The sequence below is a fragment of the Brevibacillus sp. SIMBA_040 genome (assembly GCF_046535075.1).
Classification (GTDB): Bacteria; Bacillota; Bacilli; order Brevibacillales; family Brevibacillaceae; genus Brevibacillus.
This window is the reverse complement of sequence record NZ_JAWRXI010000012.1, coordinates 38,388-60,423: the sequence shown is the minus strand read 5'-3', so window position 1 is coordinate 60,423 and position 22,036 is coordinate 38,388. Positions and strand designations below refer to the sequence as shown.

The 22,036-nt window shown below is 46.5% G+C and carries 20 protein-coding genes; 15 read left to right on the top strand and 5 right to left on the bottom strand.

Translation table 11 applies throughout. The annotated features are described in order from the left end of the window. Positions 1–140: 140 nt before the first annotated feature. Complete coding sequence (locus tag SB752_RS20485; RefSeq protein WP_410717415.1) at positions 141–1,793, top strand: peptide ABC transporter substrate-binding protein; 1,653 nt, start codon at positions 141–143, stop codon at positions 1,791–1,793. A 123-nt stretch (positions 1,794–1,916) separates the two neighbouring features. Here SB752_RS20485 and SB752_RS20480 read toward each other — a convergent pair whose 3' ends face one another. Continuing rightward, positions 1,917–2,366 carry an SRPBCC family protein gene (locus tag SB752_RS20480; RefSeq protein WP_103108067.1) on the bottom strand — a complete coding sequence of 150 codons (450 nt, stop codon included), beginning with the start codon at positions 2,364–2,366 and terminating at the stop codon, positions 1,917–1,919. A gap of 117 nt (positions 2,367–2,483) precedes the next feature. On the opposite strand from SB752_RS20480, the gene SB752_RS20475 reads away from it, so the two are divergent. Beyond that, positions 2,484–3,284, top strand: a complete 801-nt coding sequence (locus SB752_RS20475) for a DUF6597 domain-containing transcriptional factor (RefSeq protein ID WP_410717414.1) — start codon at positions 2,484–2,486, stop codon at positions 3,282–3,284. 60 nt (positions 3,285–3,344) lie between these two features. On the opposite strand, the gene SB752_RS20470 is transcribed toward SB752_RS20475, so the two are convergent. Next, on the bottom strand, positions 3,345–3,590 hold the full coding sequence (locus SB752_RS20470) for a hypothetical protein (RefSeq protein ID WP_410717413.1): 246 nt from the start codon (positions 3,588–3,590) through the stop codon (positions 3,345–3,347). Beyond that, positions 3,560–4,597 carry a nucleotide-binding protein gene (locus tag SB752_RS20465; RefSeq protein ID WP_410717412.1) on the bottom strand — a complete coding sequence of 346 codons (1,038 nt, stop codon included), beginning with the start codon at positions 4,595–4,597 and terminating at the stop codon, positions 3,560–3,562. The genes SB752_RS20470 and SB752_RS20465 overlap by 31 nt, the downstream gene beginning before the upstream one ends. A gap of 265 nt (positions 4,598–4,862) precedes the next feature. Between SB752_RS20465 and SB752_RS20460 the strand changes: the two genes are divergently transcribed. From SB752_RS20460 to SB752_RS20430, 7 genes are all read left to right on the top strand, one after another. Further along, the gene (locus SB752_RS20460) at positions 4,863–6,491 is read left to right on the top strand and encodes a peptide ABC transporter substrate-binding protein (RefSeq protein WP_410717411.1); all 1,629 of its coding nucleotides are present in this window, start codon (positions 4,863–4,865) and stop codon (positions 6,489–6,491) included. Between the two features lie 382 nt (positions 6,492–6,873). After that, positions 6,874–8,517, top strand: a complete 1,644-nt coding sequence (locus SB752_RS20455) for a peptide ABC transporter substrate-binding protein (protein WP_410717410.1) — start codon at positions 6,874–6,876, stop codon at positions 8,515–8,517. Between the two features lie 141 nt (positions 8,518–8,658). Continuing rightward, the gene (locus SB752_RS20450; RefSeq protein ID WP_103108061.1) at positions 8,659–8,916 is read left to right on the top strand and encodes a hypothetical protein; all 258 of its coding nucleotides are present in this window, start codon (positions 8,659–8,661) and stop codon (positions 8,914–8,916) included. 100 nt (positions 8,917–9,016) lie between these two features. Next, on the top strand, positions 9,017–9,439 hold the full coding sequence (locus SB752_RS20445) for a hypothetical protein (RefSeq protein ID WP_410717409.1): 423 nt from the start codon (positions 9,017–9,019) through the stop codon (positions 9,437–9,439). Positions 9,440–9,604: 165 nt separating this feature from the next. Further along, a complete protein-coding gene (locus SB752_RS20440; RefSeq protein WP_410717408.1) occupies positions 9,605–10,975 on the top strand; it encodes a M28 family peptidase in 1,371 nt (456 codons plus the stop codon). A 184-nt stretch (positions 10,976–11,159) separates the two neighbouring features. Beyond that, positions 11,160–12,848, top strand: a complete 1,689-nt coding sequence (locus SB752_RS20435; protein ID WP_410717407.1) for an N-acetylmuramoyl-L-alanine amidase — start codon at positions 11,160–11,162, stop codon at positions 12,846–12,848. Positions 12,849–12,863: 15 nt separating this feature from the next. Beyond that, positions 12,864–13,412: a GerMN domain-containing protein gene (locus tag SB752_RS20430; protein ID WP_410717406.1), complete on the top strand. Its 549-nt coding sequence runs from the start codon at positions 12,864–12,866 to the stop codon at positions 13,410–13,412. Positions 13,413–13,475: 63 nt separating this feature from the next. Here SB752_RS20430 and SB752_RS20425 read toward each other — a convergent pair whose 3' ends face one another. Continuing rightward, positions 13,476–13,667: a DUF378 domain-containing protein gene (locus tag SB752_RS20425; protein WP_410717405.1), complete on the bottom strand. Its 192-nt coding sequence runs from the start codon at positions 13,665–13,667 to the stop codon at positions 13,476–13,478. A 129-nt stretch (positions 13,668–13,796) separates the two neighbouring features. Between SB752_RS20425 and SB752_RS20420 the strand changes: the two genes are divergently transcribed. The 4 genes from SB752_RS20420 to pstB (SB752_RS20405) all read left to right on the top strand — a co-directional run bounded on the left by SB752_RS20420 (position 13,797) and on the right by pstB (SB752_RS20405) (position 17,525). Next, a complete protein-coding gene (locus SB752_RS20420) occupies positions 13,797–14,738 on the top strand; it encodes a phosphate ABC transporter substrate-binding protein (RefSeq protein ID WP_410717404.1) in 942 nt (313 codons plus the stop codon). Between the two features lie 135 nt (positions 14,739–14,873). Continuing rightward, entirely contained in the window at positions 14,874–15,821 is a 948-nt protein-coding gene (gene pstC, locus SB752_RS20415; RefSeq protein ID WP_410717403.1) for a phosphate ABC transporter permease subunit PstC, read from the top strand. Then, the gene (gene pstA / locus SB752_RS20410; RefSeq protein WP_103108053.1) at positions 15,822–16,712 is read left to right on the top strand and encodes a phosphate ABC transporter permease PstA; all 891 of its coding nucleotides are present in this window, start codon (positions 15,822–15,824) and stop codon (positions 16,710–16,712) included. A 15-nt stretch (positions 16,713–16,727) separates the two neighbouring features. Continuing rightward, complete coding sequence (gene pstB, locus SB752_RS20405; protein WP_410717402.1) at positions 16,728–17,525, top strand: phosphate ABC transporter ATP-binding protein PstB; 798 nt, start codon at positions 16,728–16,730, stop codon at positions 17,523–17,525. A gap of 88 nt (positions 17,526–17,613) precedes the next feature. Here the strand turns inward: pstB (SB752_RS20405) and SB752_RS20400 are convergent, their stop codons facing one another. Next, positions 17,614–19,641, bottom strand: coding sequence for a methyl-accepting chemotaxis protein (locus tag SB752_RS20400; protein WP_410717401.1), 2,028 nt, complete (start codon positions 19,639–19,641; stop codon positions 17,614–17,616). A 211-nt stretch (positions 19,642–19,852) separates the two neighbouring features. Between SB752_RS20400 and pstB (SB752_RS20395) the strand changes: the two genes are divergently transcribed. Further along, a complete protein-coding gene (pstB, locus tag SB752_RS20395; RefSeq protein WP_410717400.1) occupies positions 19,853–20,605 on the top strand; it encodes a phosphate ABC transporter ATP-binding protein PstB in 753 nt (250 codons plus the stop codon). Between the two features lie 105 nt (positions 20,606–20,710). After that, positions 20,711–22,003 carry an arsenic transporter gene (locus SB752_RS20390; RefSeq protein ID WP_410717399.1) on the top strand — a complete coding sequence of 431 codons (1,293 nt, stop codon included), beginning with the start codon at positions 20,711–20,713 and terminating at the stop codon, positions 22,001–22,003. Positions 22,004–22,036 lie beyond the last annotated feature (33 nt).

The following is a 22,036-nucleotide window of genomic DNA, read 5'->3' as shown; positions in this document are numbered from 1 at the left end:
GCTGGTTGGGTTTATTTCCCTTAACAATAGAATAAATATTCATAAAATTAAATTAAATATCTTCAAACCCCATTCTCAAGCCCATTTCTGTCGAGTATATTGGTGGCGATAGAAAATGTTTGATAAGGGGGAAAATTTGAATGAGACAGAAAATTTCTATCATTGCCAGTATGATTATGATTGCGGGAAGTATTTTGGCAGGATGTGCAGGAGGTGGACAGACGCAGCCTCAGCCTCAGCCGAATTCGCCAAGCTCGGGTGAAGTAGCGCAGGTGGCAGCATCGAAAGCTCCGCAAATGTTCCGTGCAAACCTGACGAGCGAGCCTTCAACGGCTGACCCTGGGTTAGCCAAGGACGCCACATCAGGAACGGTCGTGAGGGCTACATTCGACGGCTTGACTCGTCTGGATGCTGCCTCCAAGCCGATGAATTCGGTGGCTTCAGACGTAAAGGTCTCGGAGGATAACCGGATCTATACTTTCACGCTCCGCGATGCCAAATGGAGCAACGGCGATCCAGTGACTGCCCAAGACTTTGAGTTTGCCTGGAAGCGAGTGCTCGATGCTAATCTGGGAGCGGAGTATGCCTATCAGCTTTATTACATCAAGAATGCCGAAAAAGTGCACAAAGGGCAGGCAAAAGCTGGTGAGCTCGGCGTGAAGGTCATCGACGACAAGACATTAGAGGTAACACTGGAGAATCCGACACCATTTTTCCTGGAGCTGACTGCCTTTTATACGTATTATCCTGTACCGAAAAAAGTGGTGGAAGCAAATCCGAAGTGGGCATTCGAAGCTGCGACACATGTGGCGAATGGTCCGTTCAAAATGACGGAATGGAAGCACAAGAGCAAGATCGTCTTGGAAAAGAACGAAAACTACTGGGATAAAGACACGGTTAATCTGGATAAGATCGAGTTTGTGATGATTGAGGACGATAGCACGGCGCTGGCGATGTTTGAAAACAATGAGCTGGACTGGGCAGGTCAACCACTGGGGGGATTGCCAGTAGATGCGATTCCATCCCTCAAAGAATCCGGAAAGCTGGTCATTCATCCAAAGGCAACCATGTACTGGTACAAGATCAACACGACCAAGGGACCGCTTAGCAACGCAAAGATTCGCAAGGCATTGGCGTATGCTGTAAACCGTCAAACGATTGTAGACAACATCACACAGGTAGGACAGGTGCCTACGATGGGCCTCTTGCCGCAATCGATGATTGTGAAGCCAGAGGGCTACTTCAAGGATAACGATGTCGAGACAGCCAAACAGCTGCTGGCAGAAGGCATGGCAGAGCTAGGCTTGACCAAGCTGCCTCCGATCTCACTGTCGTATAATACGACGGATCGTCACACCAAGATCGCCGAAGCACTGCAAGACCAGTGGAAAAAAGGCCTCGGCCTCGATGTGAAGCTTTCCAACAAGGAATTCAAGGTGCATTTGCAAGACATGCATGAGCTGAAATACGAGCTGGGACGCCTCGGCTGGAACGCAGACTTTAATGACCCGATCAACTACCTGGAAATGTTCCGTGACGCCAATACAGGGAACAACGATACCGGCTGGGAGGATCCACGCTACCAAGAGCTGTTGAAGCAATCTGCTTTGGAAGGAAATCCGGAGAAACGTAAAGAGCTGTTTGCCCAAGCTGAACAAATCTTCATGGATGCTATGCCTGTGATTCCGCTCTTTACGGATGTAGACGTATGGGTGCAAAGTGACAAGGTAAAAGATGTACAAGTCGATGGACTCGGATTCATTGATTTGAAGTGGGCAAGCAAAACGGAATAAACCGTTGAAAGCTTCGTAACAAAAAAGCGGGCAAGAAGTGAAATTCCGCAGCCACTGATAAAAGGCTGCCGAATAATCTTCTTGTCCCGCGTTTTTTAGTCAGAGAGAAAGCCTACCAGTGAATTAAAATCCTAAATCGAGCGTTTTGCCTGTTTCTGCGTAGGTTTTGATGTTGGAGAGAATCATTGGCCAATGCAGGCTTGTACTGGCGTAAGAGGGATGATCCTCTTGCCATTGGTCGTTAATGAGGGTTAACTTTGTGCATTTGCCGACCGGCTCTAGAGTAATCGTAACACGTGTCTCCAGTTCAGCATGGTTTTCACGGTAGGAAGGACCAGGATGCTCGAGGTAGCTGATGATTCGGTTTGGTTCAAACTCCAGCAGCTTACCATATACATGCACGGTTTGGTCACCATCGTTTCCTGGCCCCACATAAGCAAGCTCTTCCCCAACTTGAAATGTAGAGCGAATCGTGCATCCCCAGAAAATAGCAGATACACCTTCATCAGAAACAAGAACATGCCATACTTCCTCGGGCGTAGCGGCGATATAAAAATCGTAATGAAGATCCATGTGCGTACCTCCTGTGATTTCTAAAGTTTGGAATTGAAAACGTTTCTTTCAACCACTACTCTAAGTATAAACAGGAATTGGAAGGTCGTATTGTAAAAACGCGACAGGAGGCCGGGCATGGACAAAATCATAGACAAGTTTCCGAAGGGCGTTCTGCATGCATTGATCGCAGAAAAAAAGTTTTCACTCACCAGATTACAGCCGTCAGCAGAAATTGGCTATTTTGTGCAGCATTACTGGATTGTCAGATGGGATTTGCGCGGTCAAGCTCCCTATTCCCAGGTAGTAATTGCACATCCAAACGTAAATCTCGTATTTGAAAAAGGGGCGAGCGGGGTTTTCGGGGTAGCCAAAACGACCTCCTCCCACTTGCTGAAAGAGCAGGGCTGGGTCTTCGGAATAAAGTTCAAGCCCGGGGGCTTTTATCCGTTTCTGAAGGCGCCTGTCTCTACATTAACTGGCAGTGTGATCGGTCTTGAGGAAGTATTCGGTATCGATACAGATCAGCTTGAGACTGAAATCCTAAGCCAGCCTGATGATGCAGCGATGATGAGACTTGCCGAGCAATTTTTAACTGCCCATTTGCCAGAGCGTGATCCTAACACCGCACTGATTGCCGATATCGTCCAGATGATCCAGCAAGACCGGACGATCCTGAGGGTAGAGGATGTAGTACGCACCTCTGGCATGAATAAGCGCACCATGCAGCGAATGTTTGATCGGTATGTAGGCGTCAGTCCGAAGTCAGTGATCCAGCGTTATCGCCTGCATGAAGCGGCTGAGCGTATGGATCAGGGAACCGTGAAGGATTGGCTGGACCTGTCCATCGCTCTGGGCTACTACGATCATTCCCATTTTATTCGCGATTTCCGGTCGATCGTGGGTGTTTCACCAGAAGAATATCGTCAATACAGGTAAAAAGAAAAAAGAGCTGGCCTCCGCTAGAAACGGACGGATCAGCTCTTTTTCTATATGATGTCAGCCGATGTAACGCGGTCTTTTAAAGCCGGCTTCTTTGGTCGCAATCACAACAATTCCTTCTTCAGAATCCAGTACAGACGGTCCATCGTGATAAATGACGCCCTGAAGAGAGGGAATGGCACCATGGACCTTTCTCGCTCGTTGTGCCAACAAAGAGCGCCAAACTTGCCGGGCGACGTGTCTGGATACGGGTCTGACGTGTCCGGCTACAGTCATGTGGGCATTCGGTTTTCGAGATGGCATGGCATCGTTCCCCTTTCTAATATCGTTTCAAAATAATAGAAGAGATCTTCATTCATACGGATCAGCTCTTCCGCGATTTCATTTAGCTCCATGGGTACATCCTTGGCTAGCAGATGAATCGTGAACACAAAGATTTTCGCCACGGTAAAGCTAAGGATCAGCTCTTTATCATTCCCATACTTTTTGCCCGTGTACGAGATAACCTTTTTATTGGTCAAAAAGGAATCGACAACGTAGCTGCGAGGATGGGTGTTACTTACATTGTATTCCAAAAAGTACGTTTTTGCATGATCTTTTATCGCGCCTGAGACCCCGATTTGTACCAACGCTTTGCTATCTTCTGTCAATTGAAACAGCGTTGTTCCTTTCACCCGAAAATCTGCCATGGGGCAAAACTCATTATGCAGGGCGCCCAGCACAGCATGGATTCGAGGAATCATCTGGTCGCTGGACTCAATGGCAGAGAGGAGAAACCGCGCATGAGACTCCAGGCTACGGATATAGCCCTGACTTTCTTTTTCGGATCGCCCCTGCTCTAGTGGCCCAAGTTTTTGAAGCTGTCGCCTGATCTGATGACAGGCAGAACCGATTTTTGCTGGAAAAAGGGAAGATTCGGTCGGGTGCTCATACGTGATGGGGGTAATCCCGAGCAAGTCTGTTGGCAGATGCAGTCCTTCGACATAACGTGGGGTCAAGAATAAGACTCGTTCGATTCCGAGCCGACCTGCGAAGAGACCAAATTCAAATATTACATTATCGCGCACTGTTTTGACTTCCTGTTTTCGGTAGGTGGTCAAGTCATCGGGTGTAAAAACAAAGACGGCAAAATCCACCCTTCTGGTCATTTCAATCAGATCGTGAAGCGTGACACTGCTAGGGTCAAAAACCCCCTGTGGCCAGACGATACAATCAGCATCATGCTCGAGTGCTGTCTGAATTTCATAAGCGACCGATAGACCTTCGACGGACGATCCGATAAAAATCTCCGGCTTCTGTTTCGCGTACATGCTGCCACGCCCCTTCTGGCAACCATTACTCACCAAATCCAATTACTCCCAGTGTAGAGGAATTCTCCTTTTTTGCATAGTTTTTCTTGCTTGAGGCATACTGCATCTGATGAAGTTTTCGAATTTATTTCCCTTAATATAATTTGATATTCGAATAAAACATAATTAAATTTGATTAAAATGTCTTCAATATTACTAAAAATGCAGTATATTGTTGAAGTAGCTTTCAATGGAGTTTTACCGATATAAAAGGGGGTCAACACCAATGAAAAAAAGCGTATTTGCAGCTATGAGTTCTATTCTGGTTTTGAGTGCGGCGCTGGCAGGCTGTGGCGGCGGCGGTGAAAAAACCGGTGAACAAGGAGCTTCTACTGGTAACGAGCAAACTAGCGGTCCAAAAGTATTGCGCATGAACATGCACAGCGAGCCACCAACAGCTGACCCTGCGTTGGCTGAGGATTCTACTTCCGGTGCGCTTCTGCGTGCAACATTTGATGGACTTACTCGTATTGCTGAAGACGGCAAACCACACGAGTCCGTAGCTGAAAAAATCGATGTATCCGAAGATGGCTTGACATACACGTTTCACCTGCGTGACAGCAAATGGAGCAACGGCGATGCTGTAACAGCAAAAGACTTTGAATATGCATGGAAGCGAGCACTCGATCCGAAGCTTGGCTCCACTTACGCATACCAGCTGTACTACCTGAAAAATGCTGAAGAGTACAATATGGGCAAAGCGAAAGCAGACGATGTTGGCGTAAAAGCACAAGATGATAAAACGCTTGTAGTGACATTGAAAAATCCAACTCCATTCTTCCTGGAGCTGACTGCTTTCTACACGTACTTCCCGGTTAACCAAAAAGTAATTGAGTCCGATGCAAAATGGGCTGGAGAAGCGAAGTCCCACGTAGGTAACGGTCCGTTCAAGATCGATACTTGGGAGCACAAGAGCAAGATCGTTCTCGCTAAAAACGACAACTACTGGGATAAAGATGCTGTAAAACTGGACAAGATCGATTTCTCCATGGTTGAGGATGAAAACACTGAGCTGTCCATGTTTGACAATGGTGATCTGGATTGGGCAGGAGCTCCTATGAGCGCACTCCCTACTGACGCTGTTCCAGCATTGAAAGATTCCGGCAAAATGGAAACTCGTGCAATTGCGGGAACTTACATGTACAAATTCAATACGGAGAAAGCGCCTTTCAACAACGCGAAAATCCGTAAAGCGTTTGCGTATGCGATCGATCGTAAGTCCATCATCGACAACGTAACGCAAACAAACCAAGAACCAGCAATGGGTCTCGTACCTCCAACAATGGCTGTTGCAACAAGCCCTTACTTCAAGGATAACGATGCAGAAACAGCGAAAAAATTGCTGGAAGAAGGTATGAAAGAAGAAGGCATCACCAAAATGCCTACTCTGACTCTGTCCTTCAATACTTCTGAGGGTCACAAGAAGATTGCAGAAGCGATCCAAGACCAATGGAAAAAAGTATTGGGCGTGGACGTGAAGCTGGAAAACAAAGAGTGGAAAGTATTCTTGGATGACATGCACCAAGGTAAATTCCAAATCGCTCGTTCCAGCTGGACTGGTGACTACAACGATCCATACACCTTCCTGGATCTGTTCAAGAACAAAAAAGGCAGCAACAACGATACCAACTGGGAAAATCCTAAATATCAGGAGCTGCTGAACAAATCTGCTCTTGAAAAGGACCCAGAAAAACGTAAACAAATCCTGGCTGAAGCAGAAGCAATCTTCATGGATGAAATGCCTGCAGCGCCAATCTACTATTACACTCATTCCTATGTGAAGAGCGACAAAGTAAAAGGTGTTGTTCTCGACGGTCTGGGCTTCGTAGACTGGAAATGGGCAGACATTCAATAATCGAAGAACCAAATAAGTATGAGAGAAGAAGGGCAAATACGCCCTTCTTTTTTGTTTGTATGTTTGAATGATAAACTTTCTATTTATTCAAAATTTTATAACTAAACAAAAATAAAGTTGCTGCCACATTCAGTTCAGGAGGCTGACTTTCAAAAAATAAAGAATGAAAAAAGTTCATAAACCCTTATTTTATAAGGGTTTATTGGCTTTTATAGAAGGCTGGATTCTTTTTCTGTTTTATTTTATCGATAAATTTAATTTTATATTTGATTAACAATCTTTATAAATAAATAAAAATTTATTAAATCAATCTAAAACATGTTTAAAAATAATATAAAAGCATGTATATTGAAAAAAGATTTAGAAAAGGGGGATTACTTGTATGAAAAAGAATGTTTTCGTAGCAATGAGTTCTATCCTCGTCCTTGGTGCAGCCCTTGCAGGTTGTGGCGGCGCGAGTAATGAAGCAGCTAAACCAGCAGACAACAATGCATCTCAAGGAGCTACAACTGAAAATGCAGCTGGTCCAAAAGTATTGAAACTGAACCTGCATTCTGAGCCACCAACAGCTGACCCAGGTATTGCGGAAGATACTACTTCCAGCACAATCATCACAGCTACCTTCGAAGGCCTGACTCGCGTTGGCAAAGACAACAAAGTACATGAAGCAGCAGCTGAGAGCTACACTGTCTCTGAAGACGGTAAAAAATATACATTCAAAATCCGCGACAACAAATGGAGCAACGGCGATGCTGTAACCGCTAAAGACTTCGAATTTGCTTGGAAACGCGCTTTGGATCCGAAAACAGCTTCCAACTACGCATACCAGCTGTACTATGTGAAAGGTGCAGAAGCCTACAACAAAGGTACTGGTAAAGTAGAAGACGTTGGCGTAAAAGCAGTTGACGATAAAACTTTGGAAGTTGAGCTGAACAACCCAACTCCGTTCTTCTTGGAACTGGTTGCATTCAAAACATACTTCCCAGTTAACCAAAAAGTAGTTGAAGGCAACGAAAAATGGGCAATGGATGCGAAAACCATCGTTGGTAACGGTCCATTCAAAATGGAAACATGGGAACACAAGAGCAAGCTGGTTGTTGTGAAAAACGACAACTATTGGGATAAAGACAATGTAAAACTGGACAAAATCGAGTTCTCCATGGTAGAAGACGAGAACACTGAGCTGTCCATGTTTGAAAATGGTGAGCTGGATTGGGCAGGATCTCCGACTTCTGCTCTGCCAACTGACGCGATCCCGGCTTTGAAAGAATCCGGAAAAATGACAACTCAACCAATCGCGGGTACCTACTTCTACCGTTTCAACACGGAGAAAGCACCGTTCAACAACGCGAAAATCCGTAAAGCATTTGCTTACGCGATTGATCGCCAAGGCCTGATCGACAACATCCTGCAAGCTGGTCAGCTGCCTGCAACAGGTTATATACCAATGAGCATGGCGCTGAACAAAGATGGCTACTTCAAAGACAAAGACCTCGAAGCTGCGAAGAAAATGCTCGAAGAAGGTATGAAAGAAGCTGGAATCAGCAAATTCCCAGCAATCACTCTTTCCTACAACACTTCTGAAGGTCACAAAAAGATTGCTGAAGCAATCCAAGACCAATGGAAGAAAAACCTCGGCGTAGACGTGAAGCTGGAAAACAAAGAGTGGAAAGTATACCTGGATGACGTGCATCAAGGTAAATACCAAGTAGCGCGTGCAGGCTGGTTGGGTGACTTCAACGATCCAATTAACTTCCTGGAAATGTTCAAGGATAAAGACGGCGGAAACAACGATACTCGTTGGGAAAATCCGAAGTACAAAGAACTCTTGAACCAATCCGCTCTGGAACCAGATCTGGAAAAACGTAAAGCAATCCTGGCTGAAGCTGAGCAAATCCTGATGGATGAAATGCCAATCATGCCAATCTACTACTACACACAATCTTGGGTTAAAAACGACAAGGTTGACGGCGTAATCATCGATGGTCTGGGTGCGGTAGACTACAAATACGCTGACATCAAGTAATCAAGAAATGCTATCAAAAAGGGGAGAGGCGCTTTGTGTGCCTCTCTTCTTTTTTTGCCAACTAATGGACAAATGACCAATCCACTAAGCGACTCCTGACATAGAGTGAAAGGGAACAAACTGTGATCAGGAGGGATAACTGTGGATCTTGGCAAATTGCTGAGCATTGTAAAGTCGATTCCCAAGGATAAGCTGAAGACAGATGCTGGTTTAAAGGATGTCATTCGTGATATGGGCAAAAAGGTAGGGAAAAATTTCACGGATAAAGAATTGAACGGCTATGTCGCACAGTTTCGGCAGATGTCGAAAACGGAAAACGTCGGCAGTTTGATGAATAAGCTGTCCAAGAAAGGCATCGATGCGAAAGATTTGAACAACATCAAGAAGCGCTTTAAATAAGGGACAAAAGTCAGGTTATAAGGAGGGAGGTGGGACTATCGCTGCCAAAACAAAAAGGAAGCATAAGCTGACCGGCTCTCAGAATCATCTGATTGAATCAATGAACAAGCTTACAGACGCTAACAACTTGAACAATGCACAGATGATGCGCGAGATGAATCGGGTGCGTCAGGAACTACAAGATATGAAAAATACGCTCGGACGGCTCAAAGCAAGACCGGTAATCGAGCCTAGGCGAGGAATACTGTTCGGAGCTCGCCGTCGCCCGCCGGTACAGACTGTGCCGGAAAAAGCAAAGCCTGCCTTTTCGCTCGAAGATCTACTTCCACTATTGCCACATCTCAGCGGGGCGATCCCCCAATTAAAGAACCCCAAAGTAGCGGATTCGATCAAGGTCCTGTCTAATCCAGCTGTGCTGTCGATGATTCAGCAGTTTGTAGCGAGTGGAGGATTAAATATGCTGAAGGGATCGGGATCTGTTGAGCAGGTAAGCAGGAGAGAGAGACGTGGATTGTTTCGGTAGCAAGTCATGGAGGCGTTCAATTAAGGAAACGCCTCTTTTTTTCTGGAGAAGAGATCTGTATCTTTTGTTGGATTTAAAAATCAGACTTTTCTCACTATACAAAAAAATTGATCTTTCACATAATTATTTATGAATATATACTTCTTAATTATGAGGAGGACAAGCATGTTTAAAAAAACGGTAATTCCTTTCTGCCTTGTGGCGAGTTTGACGTTCGGAATAACTGCTTACGCTGCACCACATCCATCGAGCAGTGCATTTGACAACAAGATCGTCAAAAGAATAAAAGTAGACAACATCTACAATATGGTCAAGGAATTATCAGAGGAACCGAGAGTAGCCGGAACAAAATCTGAGCATGATGCTGTTACATATATAGAAAAGAAGTTTCAATCGTATGGGTATGATACAGAACGGCAGCCATTTGAGTTTTACAGTTATTCAGGACCGACCGATTTTTCTTTTTCCGTTAGCGGTTTTGAAGAGACAGACTGGGAGCTGGGCACCTTTACCTATGGAGTGAACGGCAGCGTGACTGACGAAATCGTATACGCGGGGTTGGGAAGAGAGAACGATCTGGACGAAGTGGATCTGGATGGCAAAATTGCGCTGATCAAGCGCGGGGAGATCTCGTTTGCGGATAAAGTGAAAAATGCGGCAGAGGCAGGGGCAAAAGCTGTTGTTATCTTCAATAATAGCTCCGGCACCATTAACGGGACACTTGGAGGGCCAGATGACAGCTATGTTCCCGTTTTGGCGCTTACGAAGTCGCAAGGTGAGGAACTCTTGGACCGATTGCAAAATGGTGAAGCGCTGACCGCAACAGTCACCGTAGAAGGTGCAAAGACGAAGGAAAGTACATCTTATAACGTGATCGCCACTAAAAAACCGGATAAAAATAAAGATAATGGGCAAATCATCATAGTCGGTGCTCATCACGACTCGGTAGAAGGGGCGCCAGGTGCTAACGACGATGCTTCCGGTACAGCGACAACACTTGAGCTGGCTCGTGTTATGGCGAATATGCCGACAGATACAGAAATTCGCTTCATTACATTTGGAGCAGAAGAGAACGGACTTCTCGGCTCCTATGCCTACGTGGAATCAATGTCGGAAGAAGAAGTCGAAAATACGGTGGGCATGTTCCAGATGGACATGGTTGGTAGTAAGGATGCCGGAAAATTGATCATGTATACAGTAGACGGGGAGAAAAATGTAGTCACAGACTTGGGGGCAGCAGCCGGATCACGTTTGTCCGAGACTGTAAACTATGGTAGGGAAGGGCGAAGCGACCATGTTCCCTTTGCCGAGGCGGGAATTCCTGCAGCGCTGTTCATCCATGCACCGGTAGAGCCTTGGTACCATTCACCGGAAGACAGCATCGATAAAATAAGCAAGGACAAGCTTCAGGAAGTAGCTGAGATCGTAGGAGCAGCTGTTTATCAAATCGCACGTCCTGATACACCAGCATTGAAAAAAGCGCACGTTGCTCCAAAGCCTGTCGATTACGATTTTGAGGAAAGAGAATTGGAATAACGACTGAAGAATTTAAGAGAATGTAGACCAAAAGTGCCGGAAATCGGCACTTTTTTCTTTTTCGACAGATTTGGTACCAAAAGACTACAAACTTTACAGGTCATGATGCGTCTAATAAAATGGTGAACGTTGCACAATTGCATAAGGCCAAAAAACAAAACAGACATCAACGGAGGAGGACAGGATGAAAAGACGATTGTACCCGTTACTTCTAGCGATGCTAGTCCTGCTGCTGATCCCCGGTTGGGCAACAGCTGCAAAGGCAGCGAACGAGGAAGCCGTCAAGCTGATGATTGGTGGACAAGCTACTGAGCCTGATGTGCCGCCAGTCATCAAAAATGGACGTACATTGGTTCCTGTTCGTGTTATCGCGGAAGGTCTCGGGGCTGAGGTTGCATGGAACGAAAAATCCCGAACAGCCGTCATTACGCGGGGAGCACAGCAGCTTTCTCTCACGCTGGATTCAAAAAAAGCCGTGGTGAACGGCAAGCAGGTGACTCTCGATACGGCACCTGTCATCGCAAAGCAGCGCATGCTATTGCCGCTGCGCTTTGTCGGAGAATCACTCGGAGTGACAGTAGGCTGGGATAACAGCAGCCGTACTGTAATCGCAAACGAAACGCCGCAGGTTCTGTTGAATGGACATGCCCCCTCCCAAGCGATCAAGACGTATCAAGTGTCAGACACGATGTATGTTTCTGCACAGGCAGTAGCAGAACAAGTCGGACAAAAAGGATTTGCCTGGAAAAGACCCGAACGTGGTATGACGATTGACGACCAATTGGTTCTTCCATTAGAGCAAATCGAAAGTGAGCTTGGAGGCTCGTTTAGTTGGAATAAGAAAAAGAACATGATTGAGATCGATCGATTGAATCATCTGAAGGATTTATCGATGGATGGAGATCGTGTAAGTATTAAGACGTCGATGCCAGTCCAGGCTCAAGCATTTGTGCTGACAGGACCACATCGCATTGTACTGGACTTGCCGCAAACCTCCTTGGATGACAAGCTCGTGGATCTGCTTGGCGAGCAGAACAGCAACATCGGAAGTATCGGTGAGACAGAGGAGGTACAGCGGGCCTCGCAAGACGACGAGGACGAGGACGAGGACATGGATGAGGATACGGAAGAGTCCTATTCTTCGGATGAGCAGGCAGCAAAAGCAGACGTACAGCAAGATGAGCCACTGATCTCGGCGCTGCGTTTTAGCCAATACAGTGCTTCACCTGATACTGTTCGTGTCGTCATTGAACTGAACCAAAAAAGCCAATACAGCTTGGTTAATACAGATGACGGCATCGAGGTCAAGCTGACACCGAAGCCGAAGAAAACCGGGTACCTGATTGTGGTTGACGCGGGTCACGGTGGTAAAGACCCTGGTACATTAGGTACTGCGGGCAACCATGAAAAGGATTATAATTTGGCTGTAGCCAATAAGGTTGTTGAGCTATTGAAGCAGTACCCAGAGTTTCAAGTAGTACCGATTCGCACTACAGATGTCTTTTATGAGCTGTCAGAGCGCGCAGCTATCGCGAACGATCGAGAGGCTGATTTGTTCCTGTCGATTCACGCAAATGCAGCTCCAAGTGCGAAGGCGGGCGGTACGGAAACCTTCTATTATAATGCTAACAGTAAAACTTTTGCGGAAGTCGTACATAAGCATCTTCAAGGCGCGACGAAATTCCAGGATCGCGGTGTCAAGGCAAGCGGCTTTTACGTGATTAAAAACACGCATATGCCGGCCGTTCTGACGGAAACAGGCTTCTTGTCCAATCCGGCAGAAAACGCGCAGTTGACGAACCCTGCTTTCCAGGACAAAATTGCCCAAGCGCTTGTTGCGGCGATCCGTGAATACTATCAGTCGTATCAGTAAGGGAGGTTAATTCCGATGAAAAAAAGTCGTATGATCTGGATGGCAGCTTTTGCCATGGTGCTCATGGCTGGTTGCGGGCAAAAAGCAGCTCCAGCGCCGCAGCCAACGACTCCGGTTGAACAGCCGTCTGGCTCGACTCCATCGACACCTGAGCCGAAGCTGACGAAGCAAAACATTTCTGTGTACTATTCGGATGCCGATTTGATGGATTTGCAAAAGGAAGAGCAGGAAGTTACTTTTGCCGAGGACATCGAAAAGTACAAAAAAACGCTCTCGATGCTAGAAAAGCCCCAGAAGACAGAGGAGCATTTTCCGCTTTGGAAAGACTTCCACTATCATTCCGTGGCATTTGACAAAGGGACGTTGACCATTGATGCAGACAGTAAAAACCAGTATAATCTCGGAGCTGGTGGCGAAGGTATGGCACTATCGGCTTTGCTGAAAACCTTTTTCCAATATGCTGAAGTACAAAAGATTGTGATTTTGGAAGACGGGAAAAAGACAGAATCGCTGATGGGTCACGTAGAGATCACTGAACCATTTACACGCGATAGCGTCAAATAGCATCCACAGAAAAAACGGCACGTCCTGAACCACTCAGGATGCGCCGTTTTTTTATTTCAATAATCAGGTTCGTTCCCTGTCGCTAACCAGGAGCTTGATGGCGTAAATCCCCGCCAAGCCGACTAGCGTATAGACGATTCGACTAATGAGAGAGTCTGCCCCACCAAAGAGGGTTGCGACTAAATCAAATTGGAAGAGCTCGATGAGTCCCCAGATTAAAAAGAATAGGCAAAGTATCCCCCACAGTAAGTCCATTTCATACGACTTGGCTCTCATCTTTAAGAAAGCTTAACAATGGCAACACAATACAACAACATTCGACCTGTATAGTTTGTACTTGTAAGAGAGAAAAAAACCGACCCTTTTAAGGAGGATTTTCATCAAATGAAAAAACTCAGCAAAATGTTTATGGCGCTGACTTTTGTAGGAGCTTTGCTAGCAGGTTGTGGAAGCAATAATGCTGCCCCTGCACCAGCGCAACAACCAGCAACAACAACACCAGCACCATCTACTCCAGCACCAGAGGCAAGCAAGCCAGCAGCTTCTAGTGAGCCAATCACAGCAGTAGGTTCTACCGCATTGCAACCACTCGTAGAGCAGACGGCTAAAGATTTCATGGCAAAAAATGAAGGTGTTCAAATTCAAGTACAAGGCGGAGGTAGCGGTACTGGTCTTAGCCAAGTAGCAAGCGGTGCTGCAACGATCGGTAACTCCGACATTTATGCAGAAGAGAAAAAAGGAATTCCAGCAAACGAGTTGGTTGACCATAGAGTAGCTGTTGTAGGTATGGCAGCAGCTGTAAGTCCAAAAGTGAAAGTAGACGATCTCACAAAACAACAGCTGATCGACATCTTCACAGGTAAAATCACAAACTGGAAAGAAGTTGGCGGCGATGATATGAAAATCACGCTCGTAAACCGTCCGAAATCTTCCGGTACTCGTGCAACATTCAGCAAATTTGCTTTGGATGGAAAAGAAGAAGCAGAAGGCATCACAGAGGATTCCTCGGGTACAGTTCGCAAAATTATTGCTGAGACACCAGGCGCAATCGGATACCTCGCTCTGTCCTACTTCAATGATACTGTAAAAGCGTTGAAACTGGATGGCGTTGAAGCAAATGCGGAAAACATTACGACAAACAAATACCCGGTTTGGGCATATGAGCATATGTACACAAAAGGTGAAGCTTCTGGCAGTGCGAAAGCATTCCTGGAGTTCATCCTGAGCGATGACGTACAAAAGAAAACAGTAACGGAGCTGGGCTTCCTGCCGATTACTGACATGAAAGTAGAACGCGACGTTGAAGGAAAAGTAACTCAAAAATAAATAATCAATCAGTAAAGCAAGATAGAGGGGTGGGGGGGCGCTTACCCCTCATTTTGCTTGTAAAAATGTAAATAATTATTTGCTAGTACAAGAAGTTTTCTTACGTTAAGTCGTTTTCTTTCCGGGAGGGAGAACATGAACCATCGTACCTACGGGTCAAAGACAGAACGGCAATCCATGATTGCGCGAAAAATGCTGACGTACAACAAGCGTCAGTTTACAGAGAATCTGACAGGCAGAACCATAGCATTGGTTTGTGCAGCATTGCTAGTCGTAGTTGTTTTGTCCATCACCTATTTCATTGCATCCAAAGGGCTGTCCACGTTCTTTGTGAACGGGGTCAGCATCACAGAATTTTTAACGCAGCTTAAATGGGATCCAGAAGGTGAACCGTCAGTATACGGTGTATTTCCCTTTATTCTTGGTTCATTTTTAGTTACTGCATTGGCTGCACTGATTGCTGCTCCACTTGGCATTGGTGCTGCGATTTTCATGACAGAGATTTTCCCGAACTTCGGTAAAAAAGTATTGAAGCCGGTGATCGAGCTGTTGGTGGGAATTCCATCAGTCGTATACGGCTACGTAGGACTTACCCTACTTGTTCCTTTTATCCGTGAGCAGTTTGATGTTTTAGGCTTTAGCTTGTTGGCTGGGGGGCTTGTACTGGCTCTGATGATTTTGCCAACGATCACGAGTGTGGCTACTGATGCGATCCAGGCAGTGCCTCAGGATTTGCGCAATGCATCACTGGCTTTGGGTGCTACACGCTGGCAAACGATTTGGAATGTAGTTTTGCATTCCTCGCTTCCAGGCTGTTTAACCGCGATTGTTTTGGGGATGGCACGCGCTTTTGGTGAGGCCTTGGCGGTACAGATGGTTATTGGTAATACAACCAAGCTGCCAGGCAGCATATTGGACCCAATCAGTACGCTGACGAGCGGAATTACGCTCAACATGGGGAATACGATTCAAGGTACCCCTTACAATAACGCGCTTTGGTCGATGGCTTTGTTGCTCTTGCTCATGTCTTTCATCTTCATCATGATATTGCGGATTCTGGGCAGAAAGAGGATGGTGAAATAGATGAAAGCGAGAGTAATGGACCGCGCTGCTACGATTATTTTGACACTGATTGCCGTTTTGATTATCGGTACACTGGTAGGGCTTCTCGGCTTCATTTTGTCGCAGGGGTGGCACAAGCTGAATCTGGACTTTCTGACGTCACCACCGGATATCGTCAATGCAGGCGGCGGGATCGGACCGCAGCTGTTTAACTCTTTGTACCTGCTTGTTCTAACGATGCTGATCGCCTTGCCGCTCGGCATTGGTGCAGGTATTTATATGGCTGAATATGCGCCGGATAACAAGTTTACACAGTTTATCCGGATGAGTATAGAAGTATTGTCTTCCCTTCCTTCGATTGTTGTCGGTTTGTTTGGTTTGTTGGTATTCGTAAATATGACGGGATGGGGATACACCTTATTCTCGGGTGCACTTGCCCTGACAGTGTTTAATTTACCGCTTCTGGTTCGTGTTACAGAGGATGCGCTGCGTAACGTACCGCGCAGCCAAAAGGAAGCGAGCCTCGCACTTGGCATCACCAAATGGCGGACGATTGTCTCCGTCATTTTGCCGGCAGCTTTGCCTGGTATTATCACAGGTGCAATTCTCGCATCGGGACGTGTTTTTGGTGAGGCAGCAGCTTTGCTGTTTACAGCGGGTATGTCTTCGCCGAACCTGAACTTCACCGATTTCACATTAAACAGTCCGACTTCGCCGCTCAATCCGTTCCGTCCAGCTGAGACACTGGCTGTCCACATCTGGAAGGTGAACAGCGAAGGGTTGACGCCAGATGCACGTGATGTTGCGGATGGAGCAGCCGCCGTACTCATTATTGCTGTTTTGCTCTTTAACGTCTCGGCCCGTTGGTTCGGTACATGGGTGTACAAGAAGATGACGTCAGGATCAAACTAGGAAGAGGTGGTAAGCATGTCCGTACTCACAATGCAAGACACAGTGCAAGACGCCAAGAAGGACACGATTATTCAAACAAAGGATGTTTCTGTCTTTTACGGGGAAAAACGCGCAGTCAACAATATTAACATGGATATCGAACGTAATTCTGTAACGGCCTTTATCGGTCCGTCTGGGTGCGGCAAGTCGACGCTGCTCAGAAGCCTGAACCGCATGAATGATCTGGTTCCTTCCTGCCGTGTAACAGGCTCGATCATTGTTGATGGGATCGACATTACGAGTGAGCAGGTAAACATCGAGGGCTTGCGTCAAGTCGTGGGAATGGTCTTCCAACGCGCCAATCCATTTTTCAAATCGATTTACGAAAACATTGCGTTTGCGCCTAGATTCCATGGCCTGACTGATAGACGCGCATTGGACGAATTAGTAGAAAACAGCTTGCGCAAGGCTGCGCTGTGGGATGAGGTCAAAGACCGCTTGCGAGAATCAGCGCTGTCGCTTTCAGGCGGACAGCAGCAGCGGCTTTGCATCGCACGTGCCATCGCCATGCAGCCGACTATATTGCTTTTGGATGAACCGGCCTCGGCGCTTGATCCGATCTCTACGATGAAAATCGAAGAGCTGGTGATGCAGCTCAAGGAAGAGTACACGATTGTTATTGTGACGCACAATCTGCATCAAGCAGCGCGCATCTCTGAAAAAACAGCGTTCTTTTTGTTAGGTGAGCTGGTGGAGATGGATCAAACTTCTAAAATCTTTACTTCCCCGGAAAATGAAAAGACAGAAGCCTATATTAGCGGTCGATTCGGTTGAGAAAACCCCTTCCCTTGCAGCACTAACACTGCAAGGGAGGGGGTTTTTGTGGTCAAATTTGCGTTCGAAAAGGAAAAAGAAAAGCCCTCTACGCGGAGGGCTTTTCGACTGTACGGAAGAAGCGTATTTCCTGTTCCAGATCTTCTACAATCCCTGTCAGACGCTCTGAATCGTGCAAGAACTGCTCTGAGAGGGAGAGGCTTTCCTGGTTGGCTGCGACCGCTTGCTGGGTTCCTGAGACGACCTCTGTAGCAGATAGGGCGAGACTGTCTACTCGCTCCTGAATGGTCCTGCTTTGGCGGTAAATCCATTCAGAAAGCTGGCCGATTGATTCAAACTGAGTTGTGAGGATTTCACTAATCTGTACGGTTTTGGTGAATATATCGGTAGCTTCGTGAAGCGTGTTAATTCCATCTACAGTAGCGTGATCTGTGGTTTCCAAGCATTCCGAGACGTTAGCCATTCGATGCTCGCCGGCTTTGAGAGCTTGTTGAATACGGGTTGTTGCCTCTTCTGTTTGCTCGGACAGCTGGCGAATCTCGTCTGCGACGATTCCAAAGCCGAGTCCCGCCTGTCCTGCTCTTGAAGCTTCGATACGTGCGTTAAACGATAAGAGCTTGGTCCTTTTTGAGATAGAGGATATCAAATCAAGGATTTCTCTGATGTCATTCATGCTTTCCTTCATGGAGGACATGGCGTGAAGCGATGCTCGCATGTCTTCTGAAATTTTTAGCATGTTTTCTTTTAAGTGATCGATGGATAGAGCTGCCTTGGTACTTTGCTCACGTGACTCCTGATTTTGGATCATCGCTGTTTGCATGGAGTCATTGATTTCCGACATTTCCGTTGTGATACTTTCCATGATGGAGTGAATCGTATCGATTTGTACTTGCTGCTGATCCATCTCCAGCGACAGCTTTTCTGTGACAGCGACGACCTCGGTCTGCATGGCATGGGAATGGCGTGAGCTTTTGCCGACGTGCTGGGCGACTTCCTTGACGTCAGAGATGACGTACTGAATTTTCCCGATAATGGTGCGAATTTGTCCGCTCATGCGATTGAAGCTGTCAGCCAGCTGCCGAATTTCATCATTGCTTTTTACATGCATCGTTAATAACAGATCGCCTTCGCTGAACGCAGCCATTTTCTGTTGAACTTCCTTGATAGGCTGAACAATTTTACGGACGAATAAGTACAAAAGCAGGGCCAGTGCACAAAGACCAATCAACGAGACGGCCAAGATCGTCAGCTGCAGTCGATTCACTACTTGCTTTACTTCGAGGACAGATTGGACAACAATAATTCCCCAGCGGAGAGAGTCGTCGAAGCGATAAGCGGCAAAGTAATTCGTACCATTCATGAGCATTTCTTGCACGCCAGTCTGACCGGATAGCACATGCTGAACGACTGGCAGCTGATACAGTCCTGGACGCTGTAGGGCGTAGTTTTGATCAGGATGGGCAACGAGCTTCCCGGTTTGATCGACAATCATGGCGTAGCCTGTTTCCCCTAGCTTGATTTTACTGATCGATTCACTCAGCTTCGGCACAGAGACAAAAGCGACAACGACGCCAACAGGCTCATCATCTTCGTTTCGCAAGGCAATCGAGATTGCTATTTTCGGAAATTCAGTCTGCGAAAATTGGAAGACATCAGAGACATAGGTTGTTTGTTTGTCAAAGGCTCCCTTGTACCAATCTGTTTTTCTGGGATCGTATTCGTTATCGAGCGGAGAACCGGGAAAAGTGACGAAGCGTCCGTCATTGGTTGCTACTTGTAATTCTGAAATAGTAGGATTGCTGGTTACGATTTCGGAAAAAATGCCAAACGATTGACCGTTCGTTATTTTGCCATTCTTGTATGTAGAAGCATACGATTGTAAGGCAGTGACGATTGTCTTTACCCGGCTGTCTACCTCTTGCAGGGCTGCGCCGGATGCATCCTGCAGTTGTTGTTTTGTTTTTTCGTTAAGCATGGCCTCTGATTGGGAACTAATAAAAAAGGCCGTAATTGCCATCATCCCGATAACCATTGTCATAATTCCAAAAAATAGCCTAGTAAAAATAGAACGATAATGAAATGACGAGTTGCCTAATGTCCTTTTTTTTCTCAGCATCAAGTGCTCTCCCCTTATTCGACAAAACGTTCAGCTTTATTGTAGGTTTTGCCAGAGGGGGCGTATATGGTTTGTCGGCAACATTTACCATAACTTTACCTAACCCGAAATCTTTATGGAAACTTAATAAACATCACATAGAAGCATAACATTCTGAAGCTATAGTGATGTGGTGAAGAATGTTGCAACAAAGAAAAGGAGCGAGGACCTTATGAGCGTTATTTCGGTGCGAGAGTTAAACCTCTTTTACGGAAATAAGCAAGCCCTCTATGATATAAATTTAGACGTAGATTCCCATTCCATTACGGCCTTGATTGGGCCATCGGGCTGTGGGAAATCCACCTTTTTACGGACGTTGAATCGAATGAATGATTCCGTTCCTAATACAAAGATCACAGGATCTGTGAAAGTCTTTGATGAAGATATTTATAGCTACAATGTAGAAGTGGAAAGACTGCGTAAAAACATCGGGATGGTTTTTCAGCACCCGAATCCGTTTCCGAAAAGCATTTATGACAACGTGACATACGGTCCGAAATTGCACGGCCTGATGGATCGACACAAGCTGGACGAGATTGTAGAGACAAGCCTTAAGGCAGCAGCCCTCTGGGATGAGGTTAAGGATGTGCTGAAAAAGCCTGCTACGGGATTATCAGGCGGACAGCAGCAGCGTCTTTGCATCGCTCGTGCTTTGGCCGTTCAGCCGCAAATTTTGCTGATGGATGAACCAACCTCCGCGTTGGACCCGATTTCGACTGCAAAAATCGAGGAACTGCTGGAGGAGCTAAAAGGCATTTACACGATTGTGATCGTGACGCATAACATGCAGCAGGCAGCGCGTATCTCTGACAAAACCGCCTTCTTCTTGAACGGAGAGCTTGTGGAGTTTGACAATACTCCGGTTATTTTCCAAAACCCATGCGATAAAAGGACAGAAGATTATATTACCGGACGTTTCGGATAATTCTCTCTTGTAGTATGGTAAAAAGAGCGACCATCGTGGTCTGCTCTTTTTCTTTTTTTGACGAATAGCCATAGTCAGTTTTTTTATTGTGAGGTGAAAGGTACAGTGGTTTGGATTTCCTTGATTATTTTTGTGGTCACGCTGACGCTTGTCATCTGGCAGCCGCGTGGGTTGTCGATTGGTTATCCGGCGGTAGGTGGGGCCATCTTGGCGCTGCTCACAGGTGTCGTGACAATGGCAGATGTAGCGGAGGTAACTTCGATTGTCTGGAATGCGACCTTTGCGCTGATCGGTATTATTATTATTTCTCTTATTATGGACGAGATCGGCTTTTTTGAATGGTCGGCGCTGCACATGGCGCGACTGTCCAATGGAGATGGGCGGCTGATGTTTGTCTATGTCATTTTGCTCGGAACAGTCGTCTCAGCCTTGTTCACCAATGATGGCACAGCCTTGATCTTGACCCCGATTGTACTGGCACAAGTTCGGGCGCTGAAGCTGGATACACGTATGGTACTAGCATTTGTGATGGCGAGCGGCTTTATTGCTGATACGAGCTCTTTACCTTTTGTGGTCAGCAATTTGGTCAATATCGTCTCTGCCGACTACTTTGACATCGGGTTCGCTGAGTATGCAACGCGCATGGTCCTGCCGAATCTGTTTTCTGTGGCAGGTAGCTTGCTGGTCCTGTTTCTTTATTTTCGCAAGGATATTCCCAAGCGAGTTGATCTAACCCAATTGAAGCAGCCGCAAGAAGCGATTCGGGATCAGGGCTTGTTCCGTCTGTCCTGGCTGATCCTTGGCGTGCTTTTGGTTGGCTTTTTTATCAGTGAGTCCATTCATACACCTGTTTCATTCATTATTACCGGAGCGGCAGCAATTTTTTGTCTTGCTGCGCGTACCAGCAAAATCATTCAGATGCGGAGAATCATGAAGGAAGCGCCATGGGTGGTCGTCATTTTTTCCATCGGGATGTACGTGGTCGTCTGGGGTGTACATAATGCGAGGCTGACTGATCTGGTCAGGATGATGCTCGATACACTGGTCGAGGATGGTCTCTTGGCTACTACGATCGGGACAGGCTTCATTGCAGCGGTACTTTCCTCGCTGATGAACAACCTGCCGACCGTCATGTTCAACGCCCTTGCAATTACGGGAACGCATGCGGAAGGGGTGTTCAAAGAAGCGATGATCTATGCCAATATCATCGGCAGTGACCTAGGGCCAAAAATTACACCGATCGGCTCACTTGCGACCTTGCTATGGCTGCATGTGCTAGGGCGCAAAGATGTGAAGATCACATGGGGGCAATACTTTCGGACAGGGATCGTGCTGACAGTGCCGACTTTGCTCTTTACCTTGCTCGGTTTATATGTGACGCTCCGTTTCGTGGGCTAGTGCAACGAATAGGAGACCATTTACTCGGAGAAA